Origin of the sequence: Hymenobacter terricola (assembly GCF_017921975.2) — a bacterium.
Classification (GTDB): Bacteria; Bacteroidota; Bacteroidia; order Cytophagales; family Hymenobacteraceae; genus Hymenobacter; species Hymenobacter terricola.
Map to the genome: position 1 here is coordinate 1 of NZ_JAGEMO020000144.1, position 20,079 is coordinate 20,079.

Annotated in this window: 20 protein-coding genes; 8 read left to right on the plus strand and 12 right to left on the minus strand. The window is 53.3% G+C overall.

Annotation, left to right across the window (positions count from 1 at the left end):
* Positions 1-901 precede the first annotated feature (901 nt).
* Together J4G38_RS27205 and J4G38_RS27210 are read left to right on the plus strand one after the other, a co-directional pair.
* Positions 902-2,236, plus strand: a complete 1,335-nt coding sequence (locus J4G38_RS27205) for an AAA family ATPase (RefSeq protein WP_210521748.1) — start codon at positions 902-904, stop codon at positions 2,234-2,236.
* Positions 2,215-2,925 (plus strand): RloB family protein, encoded by a 711-nt coding sequence (locus J4G38_RS27210; protein ID WP_210521747.1) that lies wholly within the window; start codon positions 2,215-2,217, stop codon positions 2,923-2,925. Before J4G38_RS27205 ends, J4G38_RS27210 begins: the two co-directional genes overlap by 22 nt.
* Positions 2,926-3,379: 454 nt before the next feature.
* On the opposite strand, the gene J4G38_RS27215 is transcribed toward J4G38_RS27210, so the two are convergent.
* From J4G38_RS27215 to J4G38_RS27235, 5 genes are all read right to left on the minus strand, one after another.
* Positions 3,380-3,826 carry a Mov34/MPN/PAD-1 family protein gene (locus J4G38_RS27215; RefSeq protein ID WP_262906255.1) on the minus strand — a complete coding sequence of 149 codons (447 nt, stop codon included), beginning with the start codon at positions 3,824-3,826 and terminating at the stop codon, positions 3,380-3,382.
* Positions 3,827-3,879: 53 nt separating this feature from the next.
* Positions 3,880-5,532 carry a ThiF family adenylyltransferase gene (locus J4G38_RS29085; RefSeq protein ID WP_226163979.1) on the minus strand — a complete coding sequence of 551 codons (1,653 nt, stop codon included), beginning with the start codon at positions 5,530-5,532 and terminating at the stop codon, positions 3,880-3,882.
* Between the two features lie 166 nt (positions 5,533-5,698).
* Complete coding sequence (locus J4G38_RS27225) at positions 5,699-6,850, minus strand: SMODS domain-containing nucleotidyltransferase (RefSeq protein ID WP_210521744.1); 1,152 nt, start codon at positions 6,848-6,850, stop codon at positions 5,699-5,701.
* A gap of 18 nt (positions 6,851-6,868) precedes the next feature.
* Positions 6,869-7,678: a hypothetical protein gene (locus tag J4G38_RS27230; RefSeq protein WP_210521743.1), complete on the minus strand. Its 810-nt coding sequence runs from the start codon at positions 7,676-7,678 to the stop codon at positions 6,869-6,871.
* Between the two features lie 226 nt (positions 7,679-7,904).
* Positions 7,905-8,600, minus strand: coding sequence for a recombinase family protein (locus J4G38_RS27235; RefSeq protein ID WP_210521742.1), 696 nt, complete (start codon positions 8,598-8,600; stop codon positions 7,905-7,907).
* Positions 8,601-8,713: 113 nt separating this feature from the next.
* Between J4G38_RS27235 and J4G38_RS27240 the strand changes: the two genes are divergently transcribed.
* From J4G38_RS27240 to J4G38_RS27255, 4 genes are all read left to right on the plus strand, one after another.
* Entirely contained in the window at positions 8,714-9,391 is a 678-nt protein-coding gene (locus J4G38_RS27240; protein ID WP_210521741.1) for a recombinase family protein, read from the plus strand.
* Between the two features lie 210 nt (positions 9,392-9,601).
* The gene (locus J4G38_RS27245) at positions 9,602-10,183 is read left to right on the plus strand and encodes a hypothetical protein (RefSeq protein ID WP_210521740.1); all 582 of its coding nucleotides are present in this window, start codon (positions 9,602-9,604) and stop codon (positions 10,181-10,183) included.
* Between the two features lie 895 nt (positions 10,184-11,078).
* Positions 11,079-11,855 (plus strand): ParA family protein, encoded by a 777-nt coding sequence (locus tag J4G38_RS27250; RefSeq protein WP_210521739.1) that lies wholly within the window; start codon positions 11,079-11,081, stop codon positions 11,853-11,855.
* A 4-nt stretch (positions 11,856-11,859) separates the two neighbouring features.
* Positions 11,860-12,126 (plus strand): hypothetical protein, encoded by a 267-nt coding sequence (locus tag J4G38_RS27255; protein WP_210521738.1) that lies wholly within the window; start codon positions 11,860-11,862, stop codon positions 12,124-12,126.
* A gap of 92 nt (positions 12,127-12,218) precedes the next feature.
* Here the strand turns inward: J4G38_RS27255 and J4G38_RS27260 are convergent, their stop codons facing one another.
* The 3 genes from J4G38_RS27260 to J4G38_RS27265 all read right to left on the minus strand — a co-directional run bounded on the left by J4G38_RS27260 (position 12,219) and on the right by J4G38_RS27265 (position 15,212).
* Complete coding sequence (locus tag J4G38_RS27260; protein WP_210521737.1) at positions 12,219-13,214, minus strand: replication initiation protein; 996 nt, start codon at positions 13,212-13,214, stop codon at positions 12,219-12,221.
* A gap of 1,041 nt (positions 13,215-14,255) precedes the next feature.
* A complete protein-coding gene (locus tag J4G38_RS29320; RefSeq protein WP_394371081.1) occupies positions 14,256-14,459 on the minus strand; it encodes a DDE-type integrase/transposase/recombinase in 204 nt (67 codons plus the stop codon).
* 192 nt (positions 14,460-14,651) lie between these two features.
* Positions 14,652-15,212, minus strand: coding sequence for a hypothetical protein (locus J4G38_RS27265; protein ID WP_210521736.1), 561 nt, complete (start codon positions 15,210-15,212; stop codon positions 14,652-14,654).
* A gap of 484 nt (positions 15,213-15,696) precedes the next feature.
* Between J4G38_RS27265 and J4G38_RS27270 the strand changes: the two genes are divergently transcribed.
* On the plus strand, positions 15,697-16,461 hold the full coding sequence (locus J4G38_RS27270) for a hypothetical protein (protein ID WP_210521735.1): 765 nt from the start codon (positions 15,697-15,699) through the stop codon (positions 16,459-16,461).
* A 217-nt stretch (positions 16,462-16,678) separates the two neighbouring features.
* Here J4G38_RS27270 and J4G38_RS27275 read toward each other — a convergent pair whose 3' ends face one another.
* The 4 genes from J4G38_RS27275 to J4G38_RS27290 form a co-directional block, all read right to left on the minus strand.
* On the minus strand, positions 16,679-17,083 hold the full coding sequence (locus tag J4G38_RS27275; RefSeq protein ID WP_210521734.1) for a hypothetical protein: 405 nt from the start codon (positions 17,081-17,083) through the stop codon (positions 16,679-16,681).
* A gap of 81 nt (positions 17,084-17,164) precedes the next feature.
* On the minus strand, positions 17,165-17,761 hold the full coding sequence (locus J4G38_RS27280; RefSeq protein ID WP_210521733.1) for a DUF3885 domain-containing protein: 597 nt from the start codon (positions 17,759-17,761) through the stop codon (positions 17,165-17,167).
* A 91-nt stretch (positions 17,762-17,852) separates the two neighbouring features.
* The gene (locus J4G38_RS27285) at positions 17,853-18,461 is read right to left on the minus strand and encodes a hypothetical protein (protein ID WP_210521732.1); all 609 of its coding nucleotides are present in this window, start codon (positions 18,459-18,461) and stop codon (positions 17,853-17,855) included.
* Positions 18,462-18,538: 77 nt separating this feature from the next.
* Positions 18,539-18,736, minus strand: a complete 198-nt coding sequence (locus J4G38_RS27290; protein ID WP_226163982.1) for a hypothetical protein — start codon at positions 18,734-18,736, stop codon at positions 18,539-18,541.
* Between the two features lie 862 nt (positions 18,737-19,598).
* Between J4G38_RS27290 and J4G38_RS27295 the strand changes: the two genes are divergently transcribed.
* Positions 19,599-20,079, plus strand: a 481-nt coding sequence (locus J4G38_RS27295; protein ID WP_226163985.1) for a hypothetical protein, incomplete at its 3' end; no start/stop codon positions are given.

Genomic DNA, 20,079 nt, shown 5'->3' on the forward strand with positions numbered 1-20,079 from the left:
TGGAAGCCTTTGGAAGTTATTGGAAGCCTTTGGACCGGAGGGAGTACTCCGTCCGTGCGCGGAGGGGTACTCACCGCCCCTTCTCGGACGCGGACGCCCCCGCCCCTGGCCGCGCCCCCGCCCTGGGTGCAACAGCCTGTAAAACAGGGCATGGGGCCCAGTGGTTGCCGTGGGCAACCGCCGAGAAAACGCGCGGGAACGGCGTCACCGGGCGGCTCATCCGCCCCGGGCCCGAAAAACCCGCCAGATGCAGCGGCCGCCGAGTGGCCGTTCGGGCTCATCCTCAGGCGATTGCAGCGGTTCGGGTAGCGAATAGAACACGTCGCCGCCCTTTTCGTAATTTGCTATTAATCAAGCTATTATCTGCTTTCAGGCCGGTCACTGATATTTCGGTCCGCTTTGTTCGCGCGAGGCGGCCGGAGGCGTTCGAAAAACAGGAACGCTAAAAGCCCTCATTTACGGCGGTTTCGGGCCGTTCAAGGGGGAGGGAAAACCCGTACGAAAACCGGTTGATTTTCGAATAGGGCTTTATTAGGCGGCCCTGGCGTCACAAGTCTAATAACTAGATCGGTCTGCTGGGCCCAGCGCCAGCTTGGGCCTGCAGGGGCGCAATTCGCTGGACAAGGTGTCGGTCTCCGATAGGTGCCTTCACGTCGCGCGGTGCAAACACTACCACCGTGTGGTTTTTGCTCTGGCAGATGACGCCGCTGATGCTGGGCTTGCGCACATTTTGTGTTTGCTGATATACCGAAAGGAAGAGGTTTGTCTTGCCCGCGTACTCGGGCCAGAGCATTAGCGATAGTGGCCTCCCGTTTCTGCGTTCTCAATGGAGCAAAATGCATATTTGCCTTGTTAATGGGTTCGAACTTCGTATTATTGCGGAAATATCTCACGAAAAGCCATGTTGCTAGAATTTAAAGTTTCGAACTATCGATCAATTGCAGAAGAGCAGGTATTGAGCTTTGTGCCAGCACCCCGGCAGACAGATCGCCCCGATAACATCTTAGAATCCGGTAAGTATCAGGCGCTAAATGCAATAGCCGTTTACGGTTCCAACAGCAGCGGCAAGAGCAATGCCCTGCTGGCTATCAGTTTGCTAGACCGACTGGTGCACCTTTCCTCTCAAACGGCATCGACTACGAAGCTGCCTTATGAACCCTTTGAACTGCGCGAAGGCTGGGAAAACAAACCCACACGCTTCGAGATTACTTTCGTGCAGCAGGGCCACCGTTACCGTTACAGTGTAGCATTTCGGGCCACCGAAGTAGTAGAGGAGTCGCTGTTTCGAAAAAAAGAAGGCCGGGAAGTCAATCTATTTGCCCGCGAGAATGACACGATTGAGGTCGGTTCGGGCTATGTGGGCTCCAAGCGCCTAATCAACGCCGCTGTTGAAGCAACGCGGCCCAACGCCTTGTTCCTCTCTATGTGTGATACTCTAAATGTAGAAGAGGCCAAAAGCATCATGCTGTGGTTTAGCCGCCTTAATATGCTTGATGGCTTGAATACTCAAGATCAAGAAATGCAAACGGTGTCGCTATGGGAAGACGAGGAAATGCGAGCCAAAATAAAGCTGTACATGGCCGCTTTGAACTTGAATATTATTGACATTCAGGTAGAAACCAAAGAATTTGATGAGTCACAGTTGCCGTCGGGCATGCCAGAATCTACGCGCGCCCAAATAGCCAGTTCATTGCGTGGCAAACACACTTACTCTGTCATGACTACCCACCGCGTATATGATAAGGATGGCAAGCCGACCGATAGAACTAGGACCTGGAAGCTGGACGATAAGGAATCCTCAGGGACGCAAAAAGCTTTGCATCTGAGCGGCCCGGTACTGTGGGCTTTATCTAATGGAGGCGTGCTGATTATAGATGAAATCGAAGCAAAATTGCACCCACTTATGACGTTGAACACCATTGAAACTTTCTTGAATAAGAAAAGCAACCCTAATGGTGCCCAACTAGTGTTCGCCACCCACGATACCAACCTTCTAACCTACGCCGACTTACGACGAGACCAAATCACCTTTGCAGAGAAAAACGCGTGGGAGGGCACGGAATTGTATGCTCTTTCCGACTTTGAGTATTTAACTAAAAACGGTAATAGCAGCAAAGAGCGTCCCGATGCTGATAAGGAGAAACGCTACTTCGAGGGCAGGTACGGTGCAATTCCGGCCTTTAAGAATTTTCACGAATTTATCCGGAACGCGAAGTGGCAAAAGCAGGAAGCGTAAGGGGAAGCAAACGCACCCAGGAAGCCATAGAGCGACCCATCCGTCGTCACTTATATCAATACTTATTCCTGATTGTATGTGAAGACGGAAAAACTGAACCGTATTACTTTAGCCGTTTCGAGAAAGAGATTCCGCTCGAAACCATGTTTTTGCGTCACGTTGGCACTGGGCTCGACCCGCTGGGCGTGGTAGAACGTGCATGCACGGAACGCGACCAACTTGCGGCAGAGTTTAAGCGCACTGTAGACGAAACCTGGGTGGTATTCGATAAAGATGATGCGGACAAGGAACCTGGTAAAACAAACCGCTTCCATCAGGCCTTGCGATTGGCCGCTGATAATGAGTTTCGTCTGGCTTTCAGCAACGAAGTGTTTGAGTTGTGGCTACTCCTGCACCTGACAGCGATAGCACCTACTACACCCATTCCTCGGGGAGATATTTATGCACAGCTAGAGCAGGAACTACAAAAGCATACAGCTTTCAGTACTTTCAATTATGTGCATGGCAAGAAAGATGTGGTGGATGCGGTGCTGCTGGTAGGCAATGAGCAAGCGGCTATGCAACGCGCCGAAGCATTGGCTACCGCACATGTGGGCAAGACCACGCTTGAGAGCAATCCCAGCACGCAGGTACACCTGTTGGTTAAAGAACTGCGGAAATGGATAGCGTATTTCGGGTATGAGAAATAAGAACCATCCTAGCGCAGAGGTGCCTCGCCACTTCTATAATACGAAGGGCTTTCGTATTACATATTCGACAGACTCTTTGCTGTTGACGAGGGATTAGATGCTACTGCGAAGGGGAGCCGGCGTTGAGCTTCCGCCAAAACAGTTCTTGGCCTATGGACAAGCATCCGATTACGAGGCTGGCATTAGCCACGAATTGCCATATTTGGCACTTATTGGAATTGAAGCACATACACATGACCTCGTACTAGTCAATGTAACCGTATTCGTTCTTACTGGCTATTGCTTCGGCAGTTTACAAGGGATAGAAACCATTATCAAATAATTCAGGTACTGGGTTATTACCGTGCCCCATCCGTGTAAGATAAAAAACGAGTGGTATTACCAGTACATCACAAGCGGGGACGGAATAGTTGGCAAAGCATTAGTTAGGGGTATTTCAAAATATGTGGTTTCGCTAATTTTCAACGGGTTCTAAGTTAGTAGACGCATCGAATAATTCTATGAGTTCACCTTTGGGGAAAACAAAAACTCGCAGCCTCAATTCTTTCGATGGGTCTCCTCCGGCTATTATCAGAATAGGTTCGGGGCATTTATAAGTAGAAGAACAAGCTATTTCACGCATTTGCATAAGATCTTGCCTGCTCGGATCCGGTAATGCAAAAGGGTGAAAGTGCCACTCACCCAGATAATATTGCTTCTTCTCTTTCCAATAATTACCAATAATCTTACGCAGGCCCTTGGTACCTCTAATCAACCAAGTCCGGCCACTCTGTGAATCTGTGGTGGGCCCCAGTAAATGAGTTACGGTAGCGCAAGAAAGCTGATCTGTATATTCCCCTATGAGAATCCCACCAGTCTCATTACCACGGGCTTCATAGCATATGTCGTTGATTTGCTGCAAGTGTACTTGTGGAAATCTGATGCCAAATCTCCTGTCAATAGACCAATATTCTATCATGTGGAATAGTTTGCATCATCCACTATTGATACGCCTATAAACCTATCTTTAAAGTACTGTTGTTCTAAAACAGTCAACGTAGGTTCTTCGCTGCTTTCCAATAAAGTAGCTTCAATGACTTTTAAAGAGGCCGAAACTAGCAGCCATATATCGTCTGTTCTCGCAGGAAATAAGGGATGCCAGCATCCAATCCCATCTCGGGGTAACTCACTTCCTTTAAAGTCGCTAATCTCCTTTAGGAGCCAATATTGAATTTCATTGCGAAACACTTCCGCTATTGCCGCCGACATTAAAGCGGTGAAACAGAAAAGTCGCTTGGCGTATAACCCCAGCGATAACGATATGAAATTACTCTTGGGCATGTAGTTAGCCAAAGCTAATTCATATAGCACCTGGTCACTGCCCGTTGTGTCTATAACAAGATTGTAGGGCATTAACAGGTCTTTATTGGACGTTAGCGCCTTCTTTAAGCTCTTATTGATATGCTTGATTGTGTTATAAGGGAATATTTTGTTCAAGCGTGTACCCACAGCTTCTGCTTTATAGGCAGTTAGGCTATCCATTGTAAGGGTGTGCCGTGCCATATTGCCAATCTCGACCTTGTCATCATCGATAATCGTTATCTGATAGCAGCCTGCTCGGGAGAGCAATTCCGCCAGTGCAGAGCCCACCGCACCGGCCCCGACAAGCAAGACCGAGCGGGAAGTTATAGGTGATGCCAGCTTACCTCTGGCGTTGATTTCTGAGCGATCCCAGTTTTGAGTGGAGGCCCATAATATCTCCCGTTGAGGGTGGAAAATATACTTAGCAGTTTCCGTAAGTAACAACGACGAATTAGGTCTAAAGCCCTTCATTGGCTGGGGCTTATCAAGCTGAATAGCTAGCCAATGCATTTGCTGGGGCTGTTCACCAATCTTGGAGGCCACCGGAAATCCTAGTAAGACAAACCCCGGTTGTTCCTTCCCTGTCTTACAAAAGGCATCCTTTAACCTAGATTCTAAAGCAATGCCCTGGGCGGCAGCAACCTTAAATAGTTCACTCCATGTAAGGGGTGCTTGCCAAGGGAAAAGCATCGGAGCAGTTCGCAATAGAATCCAAATGCCTACTACTTCCTTGGAGGAATTCCTGTCTAGATAATCACCCCAAGGAACAGCAATAGATGTGTTTTTAACAAACCCGCTAAAATTATTTATAAAAAGCACGCGCGAATTAGTATTCAGGTGCTTTAATCGAACTAAACCAGCTGTCTCAGGAAAGCTTTGCCATTGAGTTAAAGAAAACGCGTTCTCAGAAAAAGCCACAACATTACCTGATTTTGCTGGGTAGTGTGGCAGCTCAAACGGCTCCCCTGCGCAGGAAAGTTGGTTTGCGTTAGCTAGTTCAAGCCAGAGCTTGCAGCGCTCTACATGCCATGCCAAGCGTACAGCGGCACCATAAGGTTCTACATCATATCCCCGGCGCTCAAAGCTGCGCAGGCTTGTCTTTAGGCATAGGTTTCCTGTACGCCAAGGAAGTCCTGGATTATATCTATTGCAGTTTTGGTGTTGAAAGGTGTCTGTAATTCCTCCTTTTTGAGCTGGATGGATATCGATCTCTCCCCACGGGTAGGTGGCATCTATAAGTAGATACCACCGCGTGGAATCAGGCACGCGACTAACCACGTCCTCTTGACCTAGTGGCACGTCCAGTTGCATATGCAACACCCACTTCTGGAGTTGTATATCCCAACGAAAGTCTTCAAGTAGCTCATATCCTTGAACACCGTCAAGGCATCTACGGCCGAGTAGTAGTTCTGCAGTAGGCTCCATTGGTGGCTTATCCAAAACGGCCACCTCCAATTTCAGACTGTTCCTGCCTTTCCGTGAATCCGCCGCTCGACGCGGGGCCATTCTTCACGCTTGCTCTTGACCTGTCATCAGGGGCATCTGGAAACTTACTGCCGAATAAAAGCTGCCAGTTAGCAACTTTCTCTTTAACAGTAGTAGCGTCTAATGCCGCGCGAGCAGAACCAGCAGCCCCTTTGACCCGGTCGTAAAAGGCAATAAAATCTTCGTTGGAGACTCGCTTCCAGACGTTATGGCTGGGTACTCCACGGTCAGGCAAGGAAGGCGTCAACCCGAGCGATCTATAAGCACTGTAATTACTCACGATGCTTTCCAAGGTCCGTGTAACCCCTTCCCCTACGGATTGGATATCGTTTGGGCAACAATCACCGACCATATGTTCGACAGGATACCCTTTGGGGTACTTCAAATCAGACAGCCGAAGAATGCGCCACCACTTGATTGCCTTTACGACGTTAACGAAGTGCTTATTCGTGTTCTTGTTTTTATCTCGTGTCCAACGTATCTGCTCCAGCGGGTGCGTCTCGGACCAATTTTGTGCGTCTTGGTCCGGTATCCACAAAGGCTCTAGTTTCCATTCCGCTGCTGCCTGAATTGCTTCTAGCAGTAGGGTGCTGGTGGCATTGCTGCGTTTACTGAGTTCAACCCAATTTGAAACCAAACGCCAATCAGAGGCAGTCACCAAATCCTCCTGCGTGGTGACACTTGCCGCTTTTAAATGAGTTTGATCAACTTCTGACGGGGCGGACGTGACAACGATGTCCAGGTCAACATAGGATAATTCGATGCCTATCGACCTGCCTTGAATCGCGTATTTGCCCTTATAATGCTTTTCGCAGAAGGGAATAAACAAATCGATTACCGCAGCCGGTGTGTGTGTTTGGCGGTCCAAGTTCGTCACAACAATCACATCAACGTCAGCGCGCTTATCCCCTTGCGGGCGCACAGCAGTAGCCCGGCGATAGCTCCCTTGTAAAAAGGTGCTAACGATGATTTTGCTCAACTTCTCATCCTGTTCTAATCGGGTGCGAAGCGTTTTATGACCGGTAATTAGGTCATCGCGCTGGCTGTCGGTCAGGCGAATGTTCTTCAGGAAGTCAGCGAAGTACGAAGGAAGCGGCATTGGTATTTGAGCTATTTACTAGTTTCGGTACCGAAGAATATTCATCAAATTCCCAATGAATTGAGGGCGGAAGTTGGCGGCCGCGAAGCGGCTAATAGCTTCACTATCAAGGGATATTTCGCCTCTTCCGATGTAGAAGCAGCACTGTGGGTTGTTATGGATAAACTTCTGGACTTCTTCTGGCAACCAGTGTTTGCCTTCATTATTGATGACGATAATGTCATCTGGCTTTATGTCACCTGCGTTGACAGCTGCTGCAAGCGTATCAACCTTGGTATATGGATAAACTGAAAAGCCATGTTTAATCAACTGCGTATGATGATAATCATCAATTCCATCGCGATGAGTTAATAGAACCACTCTGTGTTTTTTCTTTACCTCTTGGTCAGCATCATACTCCTTTAAAACAGCTAGGAGCTCTGCGCGTCGGTCAGTAAATACCTGTTTGATTTGAGCATCGTATTGTTCCTGAGCTAGTCCCGGCACTCGATCTAGCATGTCTTTCACAGCCTTCGGTATCTTTTTGAACCATAGCCATCCAGCTGTTATGAGAGCAGATAAACTAAGAAATCCGAATACGCCAAGCAACCATTGCCAATACTCTAAAATAGGCTTATATCCATCTAGGGCCTTTGATAATTCGTCATGATTTTTTTGAAGTTTAGCTAAATCTGCTTGGGTTCTGTTCAAATCCTCTCTTAAGAACCGGTTCTCCCTTTCAAGGACTACTAGTTGCTCTTTGGGAACAGTGGCAGCCTGTTGGCTTTGAGCTGTAACAGGGGTATTGCAGAAAAGAACACTCGCGAAAACTACAATTAGGGCTTTCATCAGCAGATGCGAAATACAAATCCTCCACTAAGATAATTAGAATTGTGATACCATTGTTATTAGCATCGCTCTTTTTGATTAGTATTCGCTGAATACATATCTATTTCATTTATTGACAGGGACATATGATTTTGAAAAAATCACATTATCTCTTATAAAAATATAATGCAACAACTTGTCAACTTGAAGTAATATCAAATCGTAGAATTTGATATTATGCATCAGATCATGTGAAGGTGATAAGCTGCACCTCTTTCGCTCGCTTCAGCAGTCGTTGTACCGACATGGGCAGGAACAGCTTCCCCCTTCGGGTGCGGTACCCGCCCTGGTTCAACTCCTGCGCAATTTGCTGCAACGTGTGCCCCTGCGCCTGCAATAACCCCCCGAGCCGGGTGGCCTGCTGGTTCTGCAGGTTTTCCCGGGCGTTGGCTTGCCGCACGTGCCGGCTCTTTTCGATGGCCGCGGCCGTTAGGTTGGCCGGCGTGCCCAACACGGCTCCCCGGGCCTTCTTGGCCGTAAGCGCATCTTTAGTGCGCTTCGAGATGAGTTCGCGCTCATGCTGGGCAATAACCGCGAATAACCCTACTGTGAGCGTATTGGCGTCGGGCATGTCGCAGCAGACGAAGGCCACGCCGGAGTCGCGCAGGGCGAAGATGAACCCCGCATTCCGCGACAGCCGATCCAGCTTCGCAATCAACAACGTCGCCCCTACCCTTCTCGATTCAGCAATAGCCGCGAGCAGTTGGGGCCGCCGGTCCTTCTTGCCGCTCTCGATTTCGATGTACTCTGTCAGCAGCTGCGCGGGGGCGGCGACGAAGGCGCGCACGGCGGCTTGCTGGGCTTCGAGGCCGAGGCCGGATTGCCCCTGGCGGGCGGTGCTCACGCGGAAGTAGGGAACGTATCGAATAGCGGGAGCGGCCATATCAGAGCGGGTTTCCCGCAAAAGTAGGAAGTTATAACGTTTACCAAACGCACGTTTAAGGCCTGTGAAATCTGCAAACCCGGGGGTACTTTTGTCGAAAATCCCCCCGTTGCATGAAAGCCTACGTCGCCTACCTGCGCGTCTCGACCCAACAGCAAGGCCAGTCCGGGCTCGGCCTCGAAGCCCAGCGCGCCGCCGTGAGCGCCTTCGCGTCGGCGGCCCACCTGGTGGCGGAGTTTGTCGAAGTCGAATCGGGCAAGCAAAACCAGCGGCCGCAACTGGCCGCGGCCATGGCCCTGGCCAAGGCCACGGGGGCGACCCTGTTGATTGCCAAATTGGATCGGTTGTCGCGGAATGCGGGGTTCATCTTCGCTTTGCGCGACTCCGGGGTGGCCTTCGTCTGCTGCGACATGCCCGACGCGAACACTTTAACGGTAGGGCTATTTGCGGTCATCGCCCAACACGAGCGCGAAACCATCTCCCAGCGCACCACCGCCGCGCTCAGGGCCAAGAAAGCCCGCGGCGCGCAATTGGGCACCCCGGCCAACCTGACGCCGGCCGCGGCCCAGAAAGGGCGGGACCGCAACCGGGCCAATGCCCATGCCAACGAGCACAACGAGCGGGCGGCGGCCCACATTCTGCTGCTGCACGAGAAGGGATTTAATTATTCGCAGATGGCCGAGAAGTTGAATGCCCTGCGCTTTCTGACCCGTACCGGGAAGGCCTTTCGGGCCGAACAGGTCAAGCGCTTATACCTGCGGGCAACGGCTCCCCGCGCGGCGCTTGCCTGAAGCGGGCTCGTGCGGGGTACTGGTGCGTTGAGGCGGCCCGCGAGTACGCTGCTATTGCCTGCCGGTGTGCCGGTGTGGGCTGGAGGCACAGGGTACCGGTTGGACCGCGCGGCCGGAAAAGGATGTGCTTGGCTGACCGCCTTTCCGGCGCCACCGGCTGGCAGTTGCGTCCCGGGGCTCGCGCTTATCTTGCGATGGTCTTCCCCTGCCATGACCCCGAAACAAGCCGACCGTCTCCGCCAGCAGATTGCCGCCATCCGGCGCGGACTCGCTGCCGAGAAGCGCAAATTTGGCGGCTACGATGACAGCCGGGGGCGGCGCTACTTCCCCACCCGGTACTATATCCAGCTGGGGGACTTTTCGGGCGGGCGCACCTACTTGCGGTGGTTTGCGAAATGCTTCCCGGACGACGCGGGCTTTGCCGACTTCCTCTTCGAATGGACGATTATCCTGTTCAAGAACGGCCAGGTTAAAGAGGCCGCGCAGAAGGCTATGGAAACCCATCGCGCCGACATTCAGCTCCTGAATAGCTTTTTGGGAAGGCCCGGCACGCCCCGTGAGCCGTGGGAAACGGCTCCCCTTGAGGCCGACGCGTATGCTTCTTATTTCCACGCCCTAAGGAAGCATACCAACCTGGTGGATTTTGCCGAGTGGCTCGCCGCCTTTACCGTGACGGAGGCGTTTTGTAGCCGTTCCAGCCAGTTTATTGAGTTGAACCGCCAACTGCACGGGGAAACGGACCCGGAAAAGCGGCGTTCCCTGGTCCGGCAGCTTTACCCAGGGGTGCGGTAAAGCCACTCCCCAGTCATTCGGAGCAACCGGAGGCGGTGTAGTTAAGCGGGACCAGTGGAGAACATACTTGACAATTGAAAATGCGACTCGGTCCTTTCGCAATAAGAACCCGTTCAAACTGCATGAGGATGATAATGGACCAGGACGAAGCAGAATTCCGTCCAAGTCGCCAGCAGTATATGCAGTAAGCCACTAAGCGGGCGCTGGACAATCAGCAACTATGGTAGCTGCCGTGCGCTATACCACCTGCATCGAACACGTCCTGGTCGCCACGAAACAACCGCTCCGTGGCCCGCAGCCCCCGCCAGGTCGTCAACCAGACGATCCGGGCATACACGGCCATAACCTGTTATTCCCAGCATTCGCCCTTCGCTACCTCACACTTGACGGCCGTCCAGCAACGTGTTGAAGCGGCGTAGTAGGGATTTGCCAAGCAGCGCGCACAATTGGTATTACCCTGGAGAAGTATCGGGCTAATCTGCAGGACTTTTGCTTCTTGGATGACGAGCCCTAAGTGCCTAGGAAATGGATGAAACACTCGAAGCAGATAGGCCGATTGATAAAGCATAAAGAGTCAGCCAATCATAATGCAAAATCCAGCGTAGCGGAATCAAGCTTTCGCAGCATCAGCTTATGCGAGATGAAAACGCTGCTTACCCGCGCAAAAATGCCGTGTGATGTGTAATGAACATAATTAGTGTTCACCATGCATTAAATGCTACTGTCCATATTAGTCATATGAAACATATGTATAATATGACTAATATGTATAATACAAGAAATATGACTTATATGAAATACATGGAATATATTTGAAAATGTGTCAAAGTGCTCATTGTGAATAAATGGAAACAATGCGTAATATTGTGTATAGTTTCACTATACACTAGAACTTGTGACCGTAGTAGCAGTAGCTAACAATAAGGGCGGAGTAGGCAAAACAACTACCGCTGGGAGTATCGGGGCGGCCCTAGCTACACTGGGCCACCGAGTGCTGCTGGTTGACTTGGACGAACAGTGTAACCTGAGCAGCTGGCTAGGGGCTGGTAAGAGTTCGCCACACCACGTGGGAGCTCTTCTATTGGCACCCGTGGAACAGGCCATTGGCTGGCGCACGCTACCCGTAGCCACTGGTCTAGAGCTATTACCCTGCCACCAATTACTGGGTGAAAGTTTAGAGAAGATGCGTAAACAAAAGGACTCAACTCCTTACTATCGCCTGCGTGACCGCCTAACGAAGCTCATCAATGGCCGCTTCGACTACGTGGTTTTGGACTGCCCACCAGGTAACCTTGATGGGATGACCTACAATGCCTTTTGTGCGGCTCAGGCTTACATCGTAGCCACCGACCCCGAGCCATTCTCCGTGGAAGGGCTGGCTAAGATTATGCAGTTGGCTACTGGTGTACAGACCGAACTCAATAAACAGCTACGCTTCGTTGGCTTTGTACTGCCCAAATTCAACCCAAGTTTGCGCGGAGCGCTGCGACGACAGATGCTCGACGGCGTACAGCAGCACTACGGCCCGCAGAGCGTACTAGGCAATGTCCGCCAGGATGCTGCCATACCGGAGGCTCAGGGTACGCGCCAAACCTTGTTTGCATACGCTCCCGAAAGCCGTGCTGCTGCTGACTACTTGAGTATCACTACGAAACTACTAACTCGTCTTTAATTCAATGACAATCAAGAAATCAGCCCCCAAGAATTTTGGCAGCTTAGCCGGCAACATCTTTAGCGAGGCCCAGCCGCCTCAGCCTACCGAGTCACCGGCCAAAGCGAAGCTTACTAGCTTTGAGCTTGAGGCTGATCTGAAGTTACTGCTAGATCGCGTAGTTTTCTGGGAAGGCAAGAAGGGTACCCAGAAGTCTGTTATCAATGCTGCATTACGCGCTCACTTCGCGACAAATCCCAACGCTCAACGTCCTACTCCTGACGAAGTGTAGGGGTGAGTTGGAGTAATGATGGGTATATACAACTTTAAAAAAGCTGAAAACAGGGTTTAGCTGTGTCTGTAAGGTAAATCATGAGGAGGATCCTATTTCATTTTAGACCCAACTAAGCCGTTGATTTTTAAAAAAAGGCCGCCAGCATTTTTGCTAGACTTTATTTTTCCGGTCTTATGTTTATAAGTAAAGTCAAACAAAGCCGCTAATAATGAACTAGTAGTGAGAATATGCTTCACAAGAGCGGGCTCCCTAATGCCTAGCTCATCTAGGTTCTTACGCGCTACTTGCATCTTGGCGTCTTCGATACCAAGTTCGAAAGGGAGTGGGATTTGTTCTAGCTTCTGCTGTGCAACATGGAAACAAAGTTTCTGATAAGAGCGGCCCTCTTTTATTAGCTCATAAGAAATAGTCAGATCTGTATGCGCGTTTATCTGCTCTACAGCAATATCTAATACGAATTTCTTGAGATTGGAAATCTGCTGGTATTGTTCAGGCTCTTTGCCGGTAGGGTCTTTTAGGGCCAGCATGTATTTAAACTCATCGAGTGAGTACGTCTTGGTTTCGCCAATATCCTTCCATTGCGATGCTAGTTCATAGACACGCTTGGCGTACTTACTAGTCAGACTTAGTACAGAATGTAATTTGTAGCTGGTATAGTTGTTTTTTAGGTTTATCAGGTAGGGTCGCAGTTTCTCTGAGACTTCCAACTCAATTACTCCCTGCCCTTTCAAGTACTCAGCCGAAGCCAGCATTGTCACTTTCAACCAGGAATTACCATCTTCAATATGATAACTACGGCCTACTAAGCTATCGACAGCTATGCCCAGACGGTGGTAATTCCACTCTCGGCCGGTCAGCTTTTCCAACTCCTGTACTCGGAGTCGGTACATGGTACCTGGCTTATCATCCTTATTAAGCCTAGAAAGCAATGCAAAGATGATATCCATCTCCAACGCGCTCATATCGTAGCGAGCAGTTGTAATGGAGTTATGTTGCCGAATCTCTATGGGAACAGGAGGTGCGCCCGCTAAGCGAGCAGAAGTCTTTAGCTCCGCTATTGACGTAGGGGGGGGAGTAGAGGCCATGTGTCAGGTTAGGATAAATACCCTCGCAAAGGTAGAGATTAAAGTCTAAATAACAGTAAGTTTGCCCAACCTGTTTTTTAGCGTACAAAACCTGTTAGTTCGGCGTACAAAACCTGTTAGTTAACATACAAAACCTTTTAAGTAACGGTAATTTCCTGTTAGTTAGCGTACAAAACCTGGTTTTTCAATGGCGCAATCTATTGACAGTGTTGTTGTTATGCCGCCCTGCAAATAGAGTAAATAATTAAAATACTCACAAAATTGTTGTTCGAAAGAAAAATAAGCTTTTAGACTGATGTTTTATACCTCTTAGATAGGACAAAACAAGAAAAAGCAAAGCAAAAAATAGTAAAAAACAGTGATTGCATTTTTCTACTTTTTATTACTATTTTTACAATATGATGTCTTTGTTTTAAGAACTTACTGAATCTAGCTGAGCATTTTTGCGCAATTATCAACACAGAATTAGGTCGATACGACATTTCTTTGTTAAGCAAAAGGGAGTAGGCTATTGCAGGGTAGCTGAATGGTCACCAACCCAACCGCCGACACCAAAAATATAGTTCTGAACTAACAGGTTTTGTACGCCAAATGGGCATAGAACTGACCATTGGCATACCACGATAAGCTTAGAGCATTCTATAAAATGACGTTAAAAGGCTAAATTTATCAGTTCTGCACCCATTATGTCAGTGTCCAGCCCCATTTTACCAGTTTTTGCACCCATTATGTCATCGTCTGCCCGTTTTATTAGCGCCTGCACCTGTTTGGCGTACATAACCTGTTAGTTCAGGTCAAAAATAAAAGTTAACTGATTGATAGTCATAAGAAATTTATAGACGCTAAGGTAGCTTAGCAAAGCCAGACACAATTGGGACGTAGGTTGAGAGTGGGATTCGAAGTGGTTGGGGAATTAGTATAAGCACCGTAGTGGCTGATCTTGAGCTGAGCCTCGAAAAGCGGCCACCATTAAGCAACTCAGCTTTGAAACGGCTCCAAAACAATCGGCGTTATCGTAGCGCCTTGCCAGCTTTTGCTTTGCTAGACGCCGTGATATATCAGCAGACCCTTGAATCGTGTGGCAGGGTACTGGCTGCATTGGTCGGAATGGGTGATGAGGCCGGCCGCCGGTCGGTGCATGGCTAGGGTGCAACGCAACGCCTCGCTGACCAAATCTTCAGGCAAAGTGTCGCGCACGCCCCAGCCCACAATTTTGCGCGAACAGCGGTCGAGCCACACAGCCAAGGAGACTCGGACCCCATGACAACCAATGGCACAAGAACCGCACGAGCCCAGACGCGGGCGAACTCAACCCGAGCCGCAGGGCGTTGCCTGACGATCGGCAAGGCCCACCGATAAACAGAACCCCTCATCGCCGAAAACAAGCGAAACGCAGCAGAACCCCTAATCTTTCACCCCGGGGCCTGGACCCGGTCCTTACTTTCCCAACTTCTTCGGGCGTTGTGGGCCGGGCGCGACCCCGGGAAACCGCTTGCTGAAGAGCCGTCGGTTCTTTTCGTGCAGCGCGTCCAGCACCCGCTGACGGGCCGCCTGGCTCAGATCCGTGAACTTGGGCTCCCACCGGTCATAAAACACCCGCACGTCCACCAAACTCAACTGCCAGTCCGAACGCTGGCACCACCGCTCGGGCCACGTGTAGGGCGGTCGGAAGTGCTGCACGCACCGTTTCAACAACGCCTGGTGCTGCGCCGTGCGGGCGGCCGAGCCCCGCCGCGCTTTGGCTTTCGTGGCCTTCTCCTGCGCAAGCAGAAAATCCTCCCCGAGCTCGACCTCCTCGACGCGCACCCGCAGATAGAGTTTAACGAGGGCATTGCCCGGTAACCAAACGTAGGCCGTGCGCGCGGCATCGGGCACCGGCAACAGCGCCGCAATCATCGTTGCCGTCCAGCCGCGTTCCTTGAGTTGGTGCGTCGTCAGGTATTTCGGCGGCGGGGCCGAAGGGGGCGTCTGGTTCAAAACCATTAGAAAGCGCTGCATGTCATGAGCGGCTGGGAAGAGCACAAAACTAGGCGTTCCACGGCACCGGCTGTTTGGTGACCCTGCCTGGGGGCGAAGTGGACTGCGATTACGCCAAAAAGGTCAGGCCGTCTTACTGAACATAACTGGTGCTTACTGGACCAAAAAGGCACGCAACGCCACGTTATTGGTTGTATCGCCGCCGAGACCGCCTCAGAATCGGTTTTTGCCACCCATTATGAGACGAACCTCGAACCGGGCAGGCTGCAGGAGAGGCCCATGTACGTCTATACTGGCCGAAAACCCACCGAAAACCGGCCGAATAAAGGCTTATTAAGCCGCCAACGGCCCCATTAGCGACTCAATAGGCCTTCATTCGGCCGGTTTTCGGCCTACAACAGGAGGATATGGCACGAAAAACGGACGATTTTCAATCAACATCAATTACATTTGATTGAAAATCGTCCGTTTCCGCCTTCTTCCCGTGACCTACCACAGACGCCCCGTGCAAACGCGCAAGTGCGCGCACTGCCGCACCAAGTTTGAGTCCAACCACAAAAGCCGCTTGTACTGCTGCCAGTCGTGCAACACGCTGGCTTGGCGGGCCCGGCACGGGGGCGCCGCGGCCCCGGTCGGCCCGCGCGAAGCCGGGCCGACCGGCAACCTGGCCTTCTCGGCCCACACCGTGGGGGTCGTCGCCGCGGGCACGCTGGCGGCGCAGGCCGGCGCGTACGTGGCCCAGCAGCTGTGGCAGGGGGGCACCGAGACCGAGTTGCTGCGGGCCGAGGTGAAGGCCCAGTTCGCCGGCCTGCGCGCAGACCTGGGCTTGCCCCCCGCCCCGGGGCCCGCGTCCTTCGTGCCCGCGGCCGTGCGGGCGGCCACGGGCACGGTGCGCCAGCTCGGGCCCCAGGGCGGCCCGCTCGCGCCCTTTGTGCACGTGCCCTACCACGGCCACGCGCTCTACTACTGCGCCGCCGAGGACGTGCTGCTCTGGGAGTGTGCGCCGAACACGTACAAACGGATCGGCGAGGCCCGCCTGCTCGCGGCGCTGGCCGCCACGCCCCCCGCCGATCAAAGCGCTCCGGCCCGGCTTCCCGCGGCCGCGGGCCGGCCCGATCCGGCGTCCCAACCGGTCCTGGACCCGGCCTGGGACCTGGAGGCCTTCCTGGCGAGTGTCCAGGCTGACCAGGCGCAAGAAGCGGTGCGCGCGGCCGCGTTTGACCAGGCCCTGTGGGAAGGGCTCAGGCAACCGGAACCCGGGCTGGGCTAAGCGCGCTGCATCCGGTAGGGGAGGAGGGGGCCAATGGCAGAAGGGGTTCAAGGAGACCGGGAATACCGCCGGACGGCTCCCTTCTCCTGCGCGGACAGGTACCCCGACGTTTTCAGGTCTTAAATGCTGCTTGGTCATGCCTGCGGGATAAAAAAGCCGCAAAAGCACGAAGCGGATGCTGATCCGACCCTTTCAGTAAACCATTATTTCCCCCTTCTCATCTGGATGTATCCTGGGCTGGCGCCTGCTTGAAGAAGCTCAGCAAGAGAAGCACCACCGCGGCCCCATGCAGCAGGTACTGCCCCCACTGATTGACGAGTTGCAACTCCCCCTGGAAGGCGGGCACGGGGAAGCGATGAGTGTCTTGCCACGCCGTTACCCCCAGCGACATTAGGTAGAGGGCCACGAACAGCGCTTGGGCCCACCGCTTCCCCCGGCCAATCAGGTAATAAAGCCCCAGCACCACGGGCACACTCGCCAGCAAGACCAACAGGGCGCGGGGCGGCAGGTGCGGCGCAAAGAAGCCTTCGCGGGTGAAGTAATTGAGGACGGTGCTGTACCCATAGCCCAGAAACAGGAGGGCCGACGCCAGGACATTGCAGCCGTGTCGGGTCAAAGTCATGGCGCGAAAGTAGTCCTCCTTTAGATTAACGGGCCTAAGTTCAAGGCACGACCCTTTCAGCAAACCGTTTTTAGGTCCCGCTCACAAGCCGTCAGTCCTGGTGGAAAGCCAGGCGGCATAGCGGTCGCGGCACCGGTCACGGGCCGCTTCGTCGGGCAGGATCAGGTCCATGCCCCCGTCGTACGGGGCCAGGACGCACCCCCGGGCCTCGGAAACGAAAAAAGCCCGGGCCCGGCCCAGCGCCAGGTCGCGCAAGACCACGTCGCCCGCGGCGGCCGTCCACCGAAATGGCGCGCAGGCCGGCCGGAACCAGTCGTTGGGGCCGTGCTCGTCCGGCGCCTGCGGGTCGGCGGGCAGCGCCACCGGCGGCAGCGCCGACCAGGCCAAGCCTCGCAGTGCCCCTTCGGCCCGCACCGGACCGGCCGGTTCCGCCCCGAACACGTATTCGCCCGTTACCAACACCCCGTCGGCCGGGTCGCCCACTAGGTCGGCGAACACGGTGCATTGGCGGCCCAGCAACTCGCGCCAGTCGGCCGGTGTGCTGGGGTAACGCTGCGCTCCGGGCAGGCTGTGCACCCGCAGCCACCGGCGCGGGTACGCCGTGCGCAGCAGGTGGCCCAGGGGCGGCGCATCCGGGTAAGCGGTGCGCCAGTAGACGTCGAAGTCGGCAGCAACCATGGCGGAAATTTCATGCAAGGTATCCATCCGCTTTCTTGCGCGTTTTTGACCATTTCCCTTAAAGAGCGCCTAACACTACGAGCTGCTGGCGTTACTTGCTCGGGGCAGGGCTTGGCCGGTACGCCATCGAGTTGAAAAACTTGGTGCGCGGCTCCTGCAACCCGACGCCGGTGCTATCGTTGCGGTCGACCGGGTACACCGCCAGCATATAGACCACCGGGCCTACCGCCAGCCACCGGTTGTATTTGATGACCTTTTTCCCGGTTCCCTTGTGCACGCCGCGGTAGCGTACCTCGACCCCTTCGGTGCCGTTCACGGTGAAGGCCGCGCGCTGCAACAGCGTCCCGTGCTCTTTGAGCAAGACCCCGTTGACGGCGCCGTCGTAGAAGCGCGTGCGGTTTCCCGGCTCCTCCAGACTTGCCGCCAGGCCCGTAGCCATGCGCGTGACCATGTAGTTGGCGGCCCCGTCGGTGGCGGTGAACACCTTCATGCTTTTAAGCACCTGCGCCTGCTCCGGGGAGGGCGTGACGCCCTGACTGGCGAACACCTGCAGCATGTCCATTTCCGTGGCCGCCACGGGCAGCTGCACGGAGAATTGCCCGTCTACCTCGCACCTGACCCACTCAGCCAGGGCCGACCGGAAAGCACTGGCGAGCACGCATAGGATGAACAGGCCGCACCAGCCAAGTTTGATTTTCATACGGCAAGATAAACGGCGCCGGGAGAGGGCCGGCATTCCGGGCCAAATTTCAACACTAACCGTATCCCACCGTTTCGCTAAACTTGAATTACGCTCAACATAAAATCGGATTCAAATCGCAAGAACGTGCCGTCGTTGTCGAAAAGCCAAGCAACCGGAGTTTCCGTCACTGGTGTAACCACAAGGACCCTGTAGGGGGTGGAGGCCAGTTCTACGGGCTGTAATCCAGCTTGGGTGAGCAGCTCTTGGGCAAAGTCAAAGTCATTCTGTCTCATACCGTAAAGATTATGGTGGAAAGGCCAAAGCTGTCCAGGTAACAGCTCCTATTTTTGAACAAAGGGCGTTTACGCCACGACCGTTTTTGTAGATGGTTGCTCTTTTGCCGTCGTGATGAATATCATCCGTGCGGAGCTATGCAAAAGGCTCCAAAGTGTTTTTAAGGAGCCGGTTGATAATTGCAAAATTGGCCGCGCACTATCTGGAAGAGAGTGGCCGTATTGCTCAACAGATACGTGTATAGTGTTTGGCCGCTTGGAGAAAGCCGACGGCAGGTAATAACGCCTCCTTTTTTTCGGCACGTTATGCAGGGCTTTTGGTTCGGGGCAAACCCAAAGCCATTCACTAACCCTACCACCTGGGCAGAATCGGCGCTGACTTGGAGAACATAGGCCGCCTCCGGTCCGGTCTCCACAAAGCCCCCTGAGGGCAAATAGGTTACCGTTCGCTCCACACTGCTCACATCATGGTCGCCATTAAAGTAGTAGCGCCATTCCCCCACCTTTCGGTCGCGTACATACTCCCCCTGTGCGGCTAATCCTCCCCAGGAATAATAAAACATCCAGTACCCCATTTTAAGCCCTTGCGCATCCAGTTGATTGTACTCAGGACGCTGGGGTAGTTGCGCGCGGAGCGGCCCGGAGCCGAATAGTAGGAGCGCGAAAAGGAGCCCGCTTCGAGAAGGAGCTGAGGGACTACGGTCGATATGCAGGAGAGAAATTCGTGAAAAAGGCATGTGCCTACTCGTGATGCCCAATGGACTAAAAATGCACAAAACGCGCTTACCCTCCTTTGCGTGAACGGAGCCCGTTTACCTTGGTACCGTTTGCGTGAACCGGCTACTGTCCTTTACCTTGCTCTATGTTGCTGCGAAACCATTTAGCTGGGGTGCTGCTTAGCAGCTGCGTCGTTGGCTGTTCGCCAGCCGACCCTTCCACAACCGTTGCGCCCCCAGCAGCGGCCAGCCCTGCGCCCCCGCGCCCACCGGCCCCCACCATCGACACCCTTCGCTTCCACGCCCGCTCCTCCTTTGCGATTACCGAAGTGGTGCAGCGGCACGACACCTTGCTCTTGGTGTCCGGAAGCCCTACGGTCGCCTACCCCTTGGGCCACATGGCCACGCCGAAAGCTTTCTTGACGCGCTATCCCGGCTTTGCCCTCACCTTCGGCGACCAAGACCCCGATAGCACGGGAACGGTGCGGGTGTACACGGCGACCAAGGGCGCCTCGCGCGTGCGCTTATTCAAACCCGAGCCGGCTGATAAGTGGCTGGAGATTGCCTCTGGCACCTTAACAGACCCCGGCCTTTCCTTGGCGACGGGCGTGCACGTCGGCATGAGTC

Coding starts and splice junctions, on each gene's coding strand:
- J4G38_RS27240 (WP_210521741.1), top strand. CDS start 8,714: ATGAAAGCCTACGTCGCCTACCTGCGCGTCTCGACCCAACAGCAAGGC.
- J4G38_RS27265 (WP_210521736.1), bottom strand. CDS start 15,212: ATGCAGCGCTTTCTAATGGTTTTGAACCAGACGCCCCCTTCGGCCCCG.
- J4G38_RS27230 (WP_210521743.1), bottom strand. CDS start 7,678: ATGAAAGCCCTAATTGTAGTTTTCGCGAGTGTTCTTTTCTGCAATACC.
- J4G38_RS27245 (WP_210521740.1), top strand. CDS start 9,602: ATGACCCCGAAACAAGCCGACCGTCTCCGCCAGCAGATTGCCGCCATC.
- J4G38_RS27290 (WP_226163982.1), bottom strand. CDS start 18,736: ATGAGACAGAATGACTTTGACTTTGCCCAAGAGCTGCTCACCCAAGCT.
- J4G38_RS27280 (WP_210521733.1), bottom strand. CDS start 17,761: ATGGTTGCTGCCGACTTCGACGTCTACTGGCGCACCGCTTACCCGGAT.
- J4G38_RS27260 (WP_210521737.1), bottom strand. CDS start 13,214: ATGGCCTCTACTCCCCCCCCTACGTCAATAGCGGAGCTAAAGACTTCT.
- J4G38_RS27235 (WP_210521742.1), bottom strand. CDS start 8,600: ATGGCCGCTCCCGCTATTCGATACGTTCCCTACTTCCGCGTGAGCACC.
- J4G38_RS27225 (WP_210521744.1), bottom strand. CDS start 6,850: ATGCCGCTTCCTTCGTACTTCGCTGACTTCCTGAAGAACATTCGCCTG.
- J4G38_RS27255 (WP_210521738.1), top strand. CDS start 11,860: ATGACAATCAAGAAATCAGCCCCCAAGAATTTTGGCAGCTTAGCCGGC.
- J4G38_RS27285 (WP_210521732.1), bottom strand. CDS start 18,461: ATGAAAATCAAACTTGGCTGGTGCGGCCTGTTCATCCTATGCGTGCTC.
- J4G38_RS27275 (WP_210521734.1), bottom strand. CDS start 17,083: ATGACTTTGACCCGACACGGCTGCAATGTCCTGGCGTCGGCCCTCCTG.
- J4G38_RS27205 (WP_210521748.1), top strand. CDS start 902: ATGTTGCTAGAATTTAAAGTTTCGAACTATCGATCAATTGCAGAAGAG.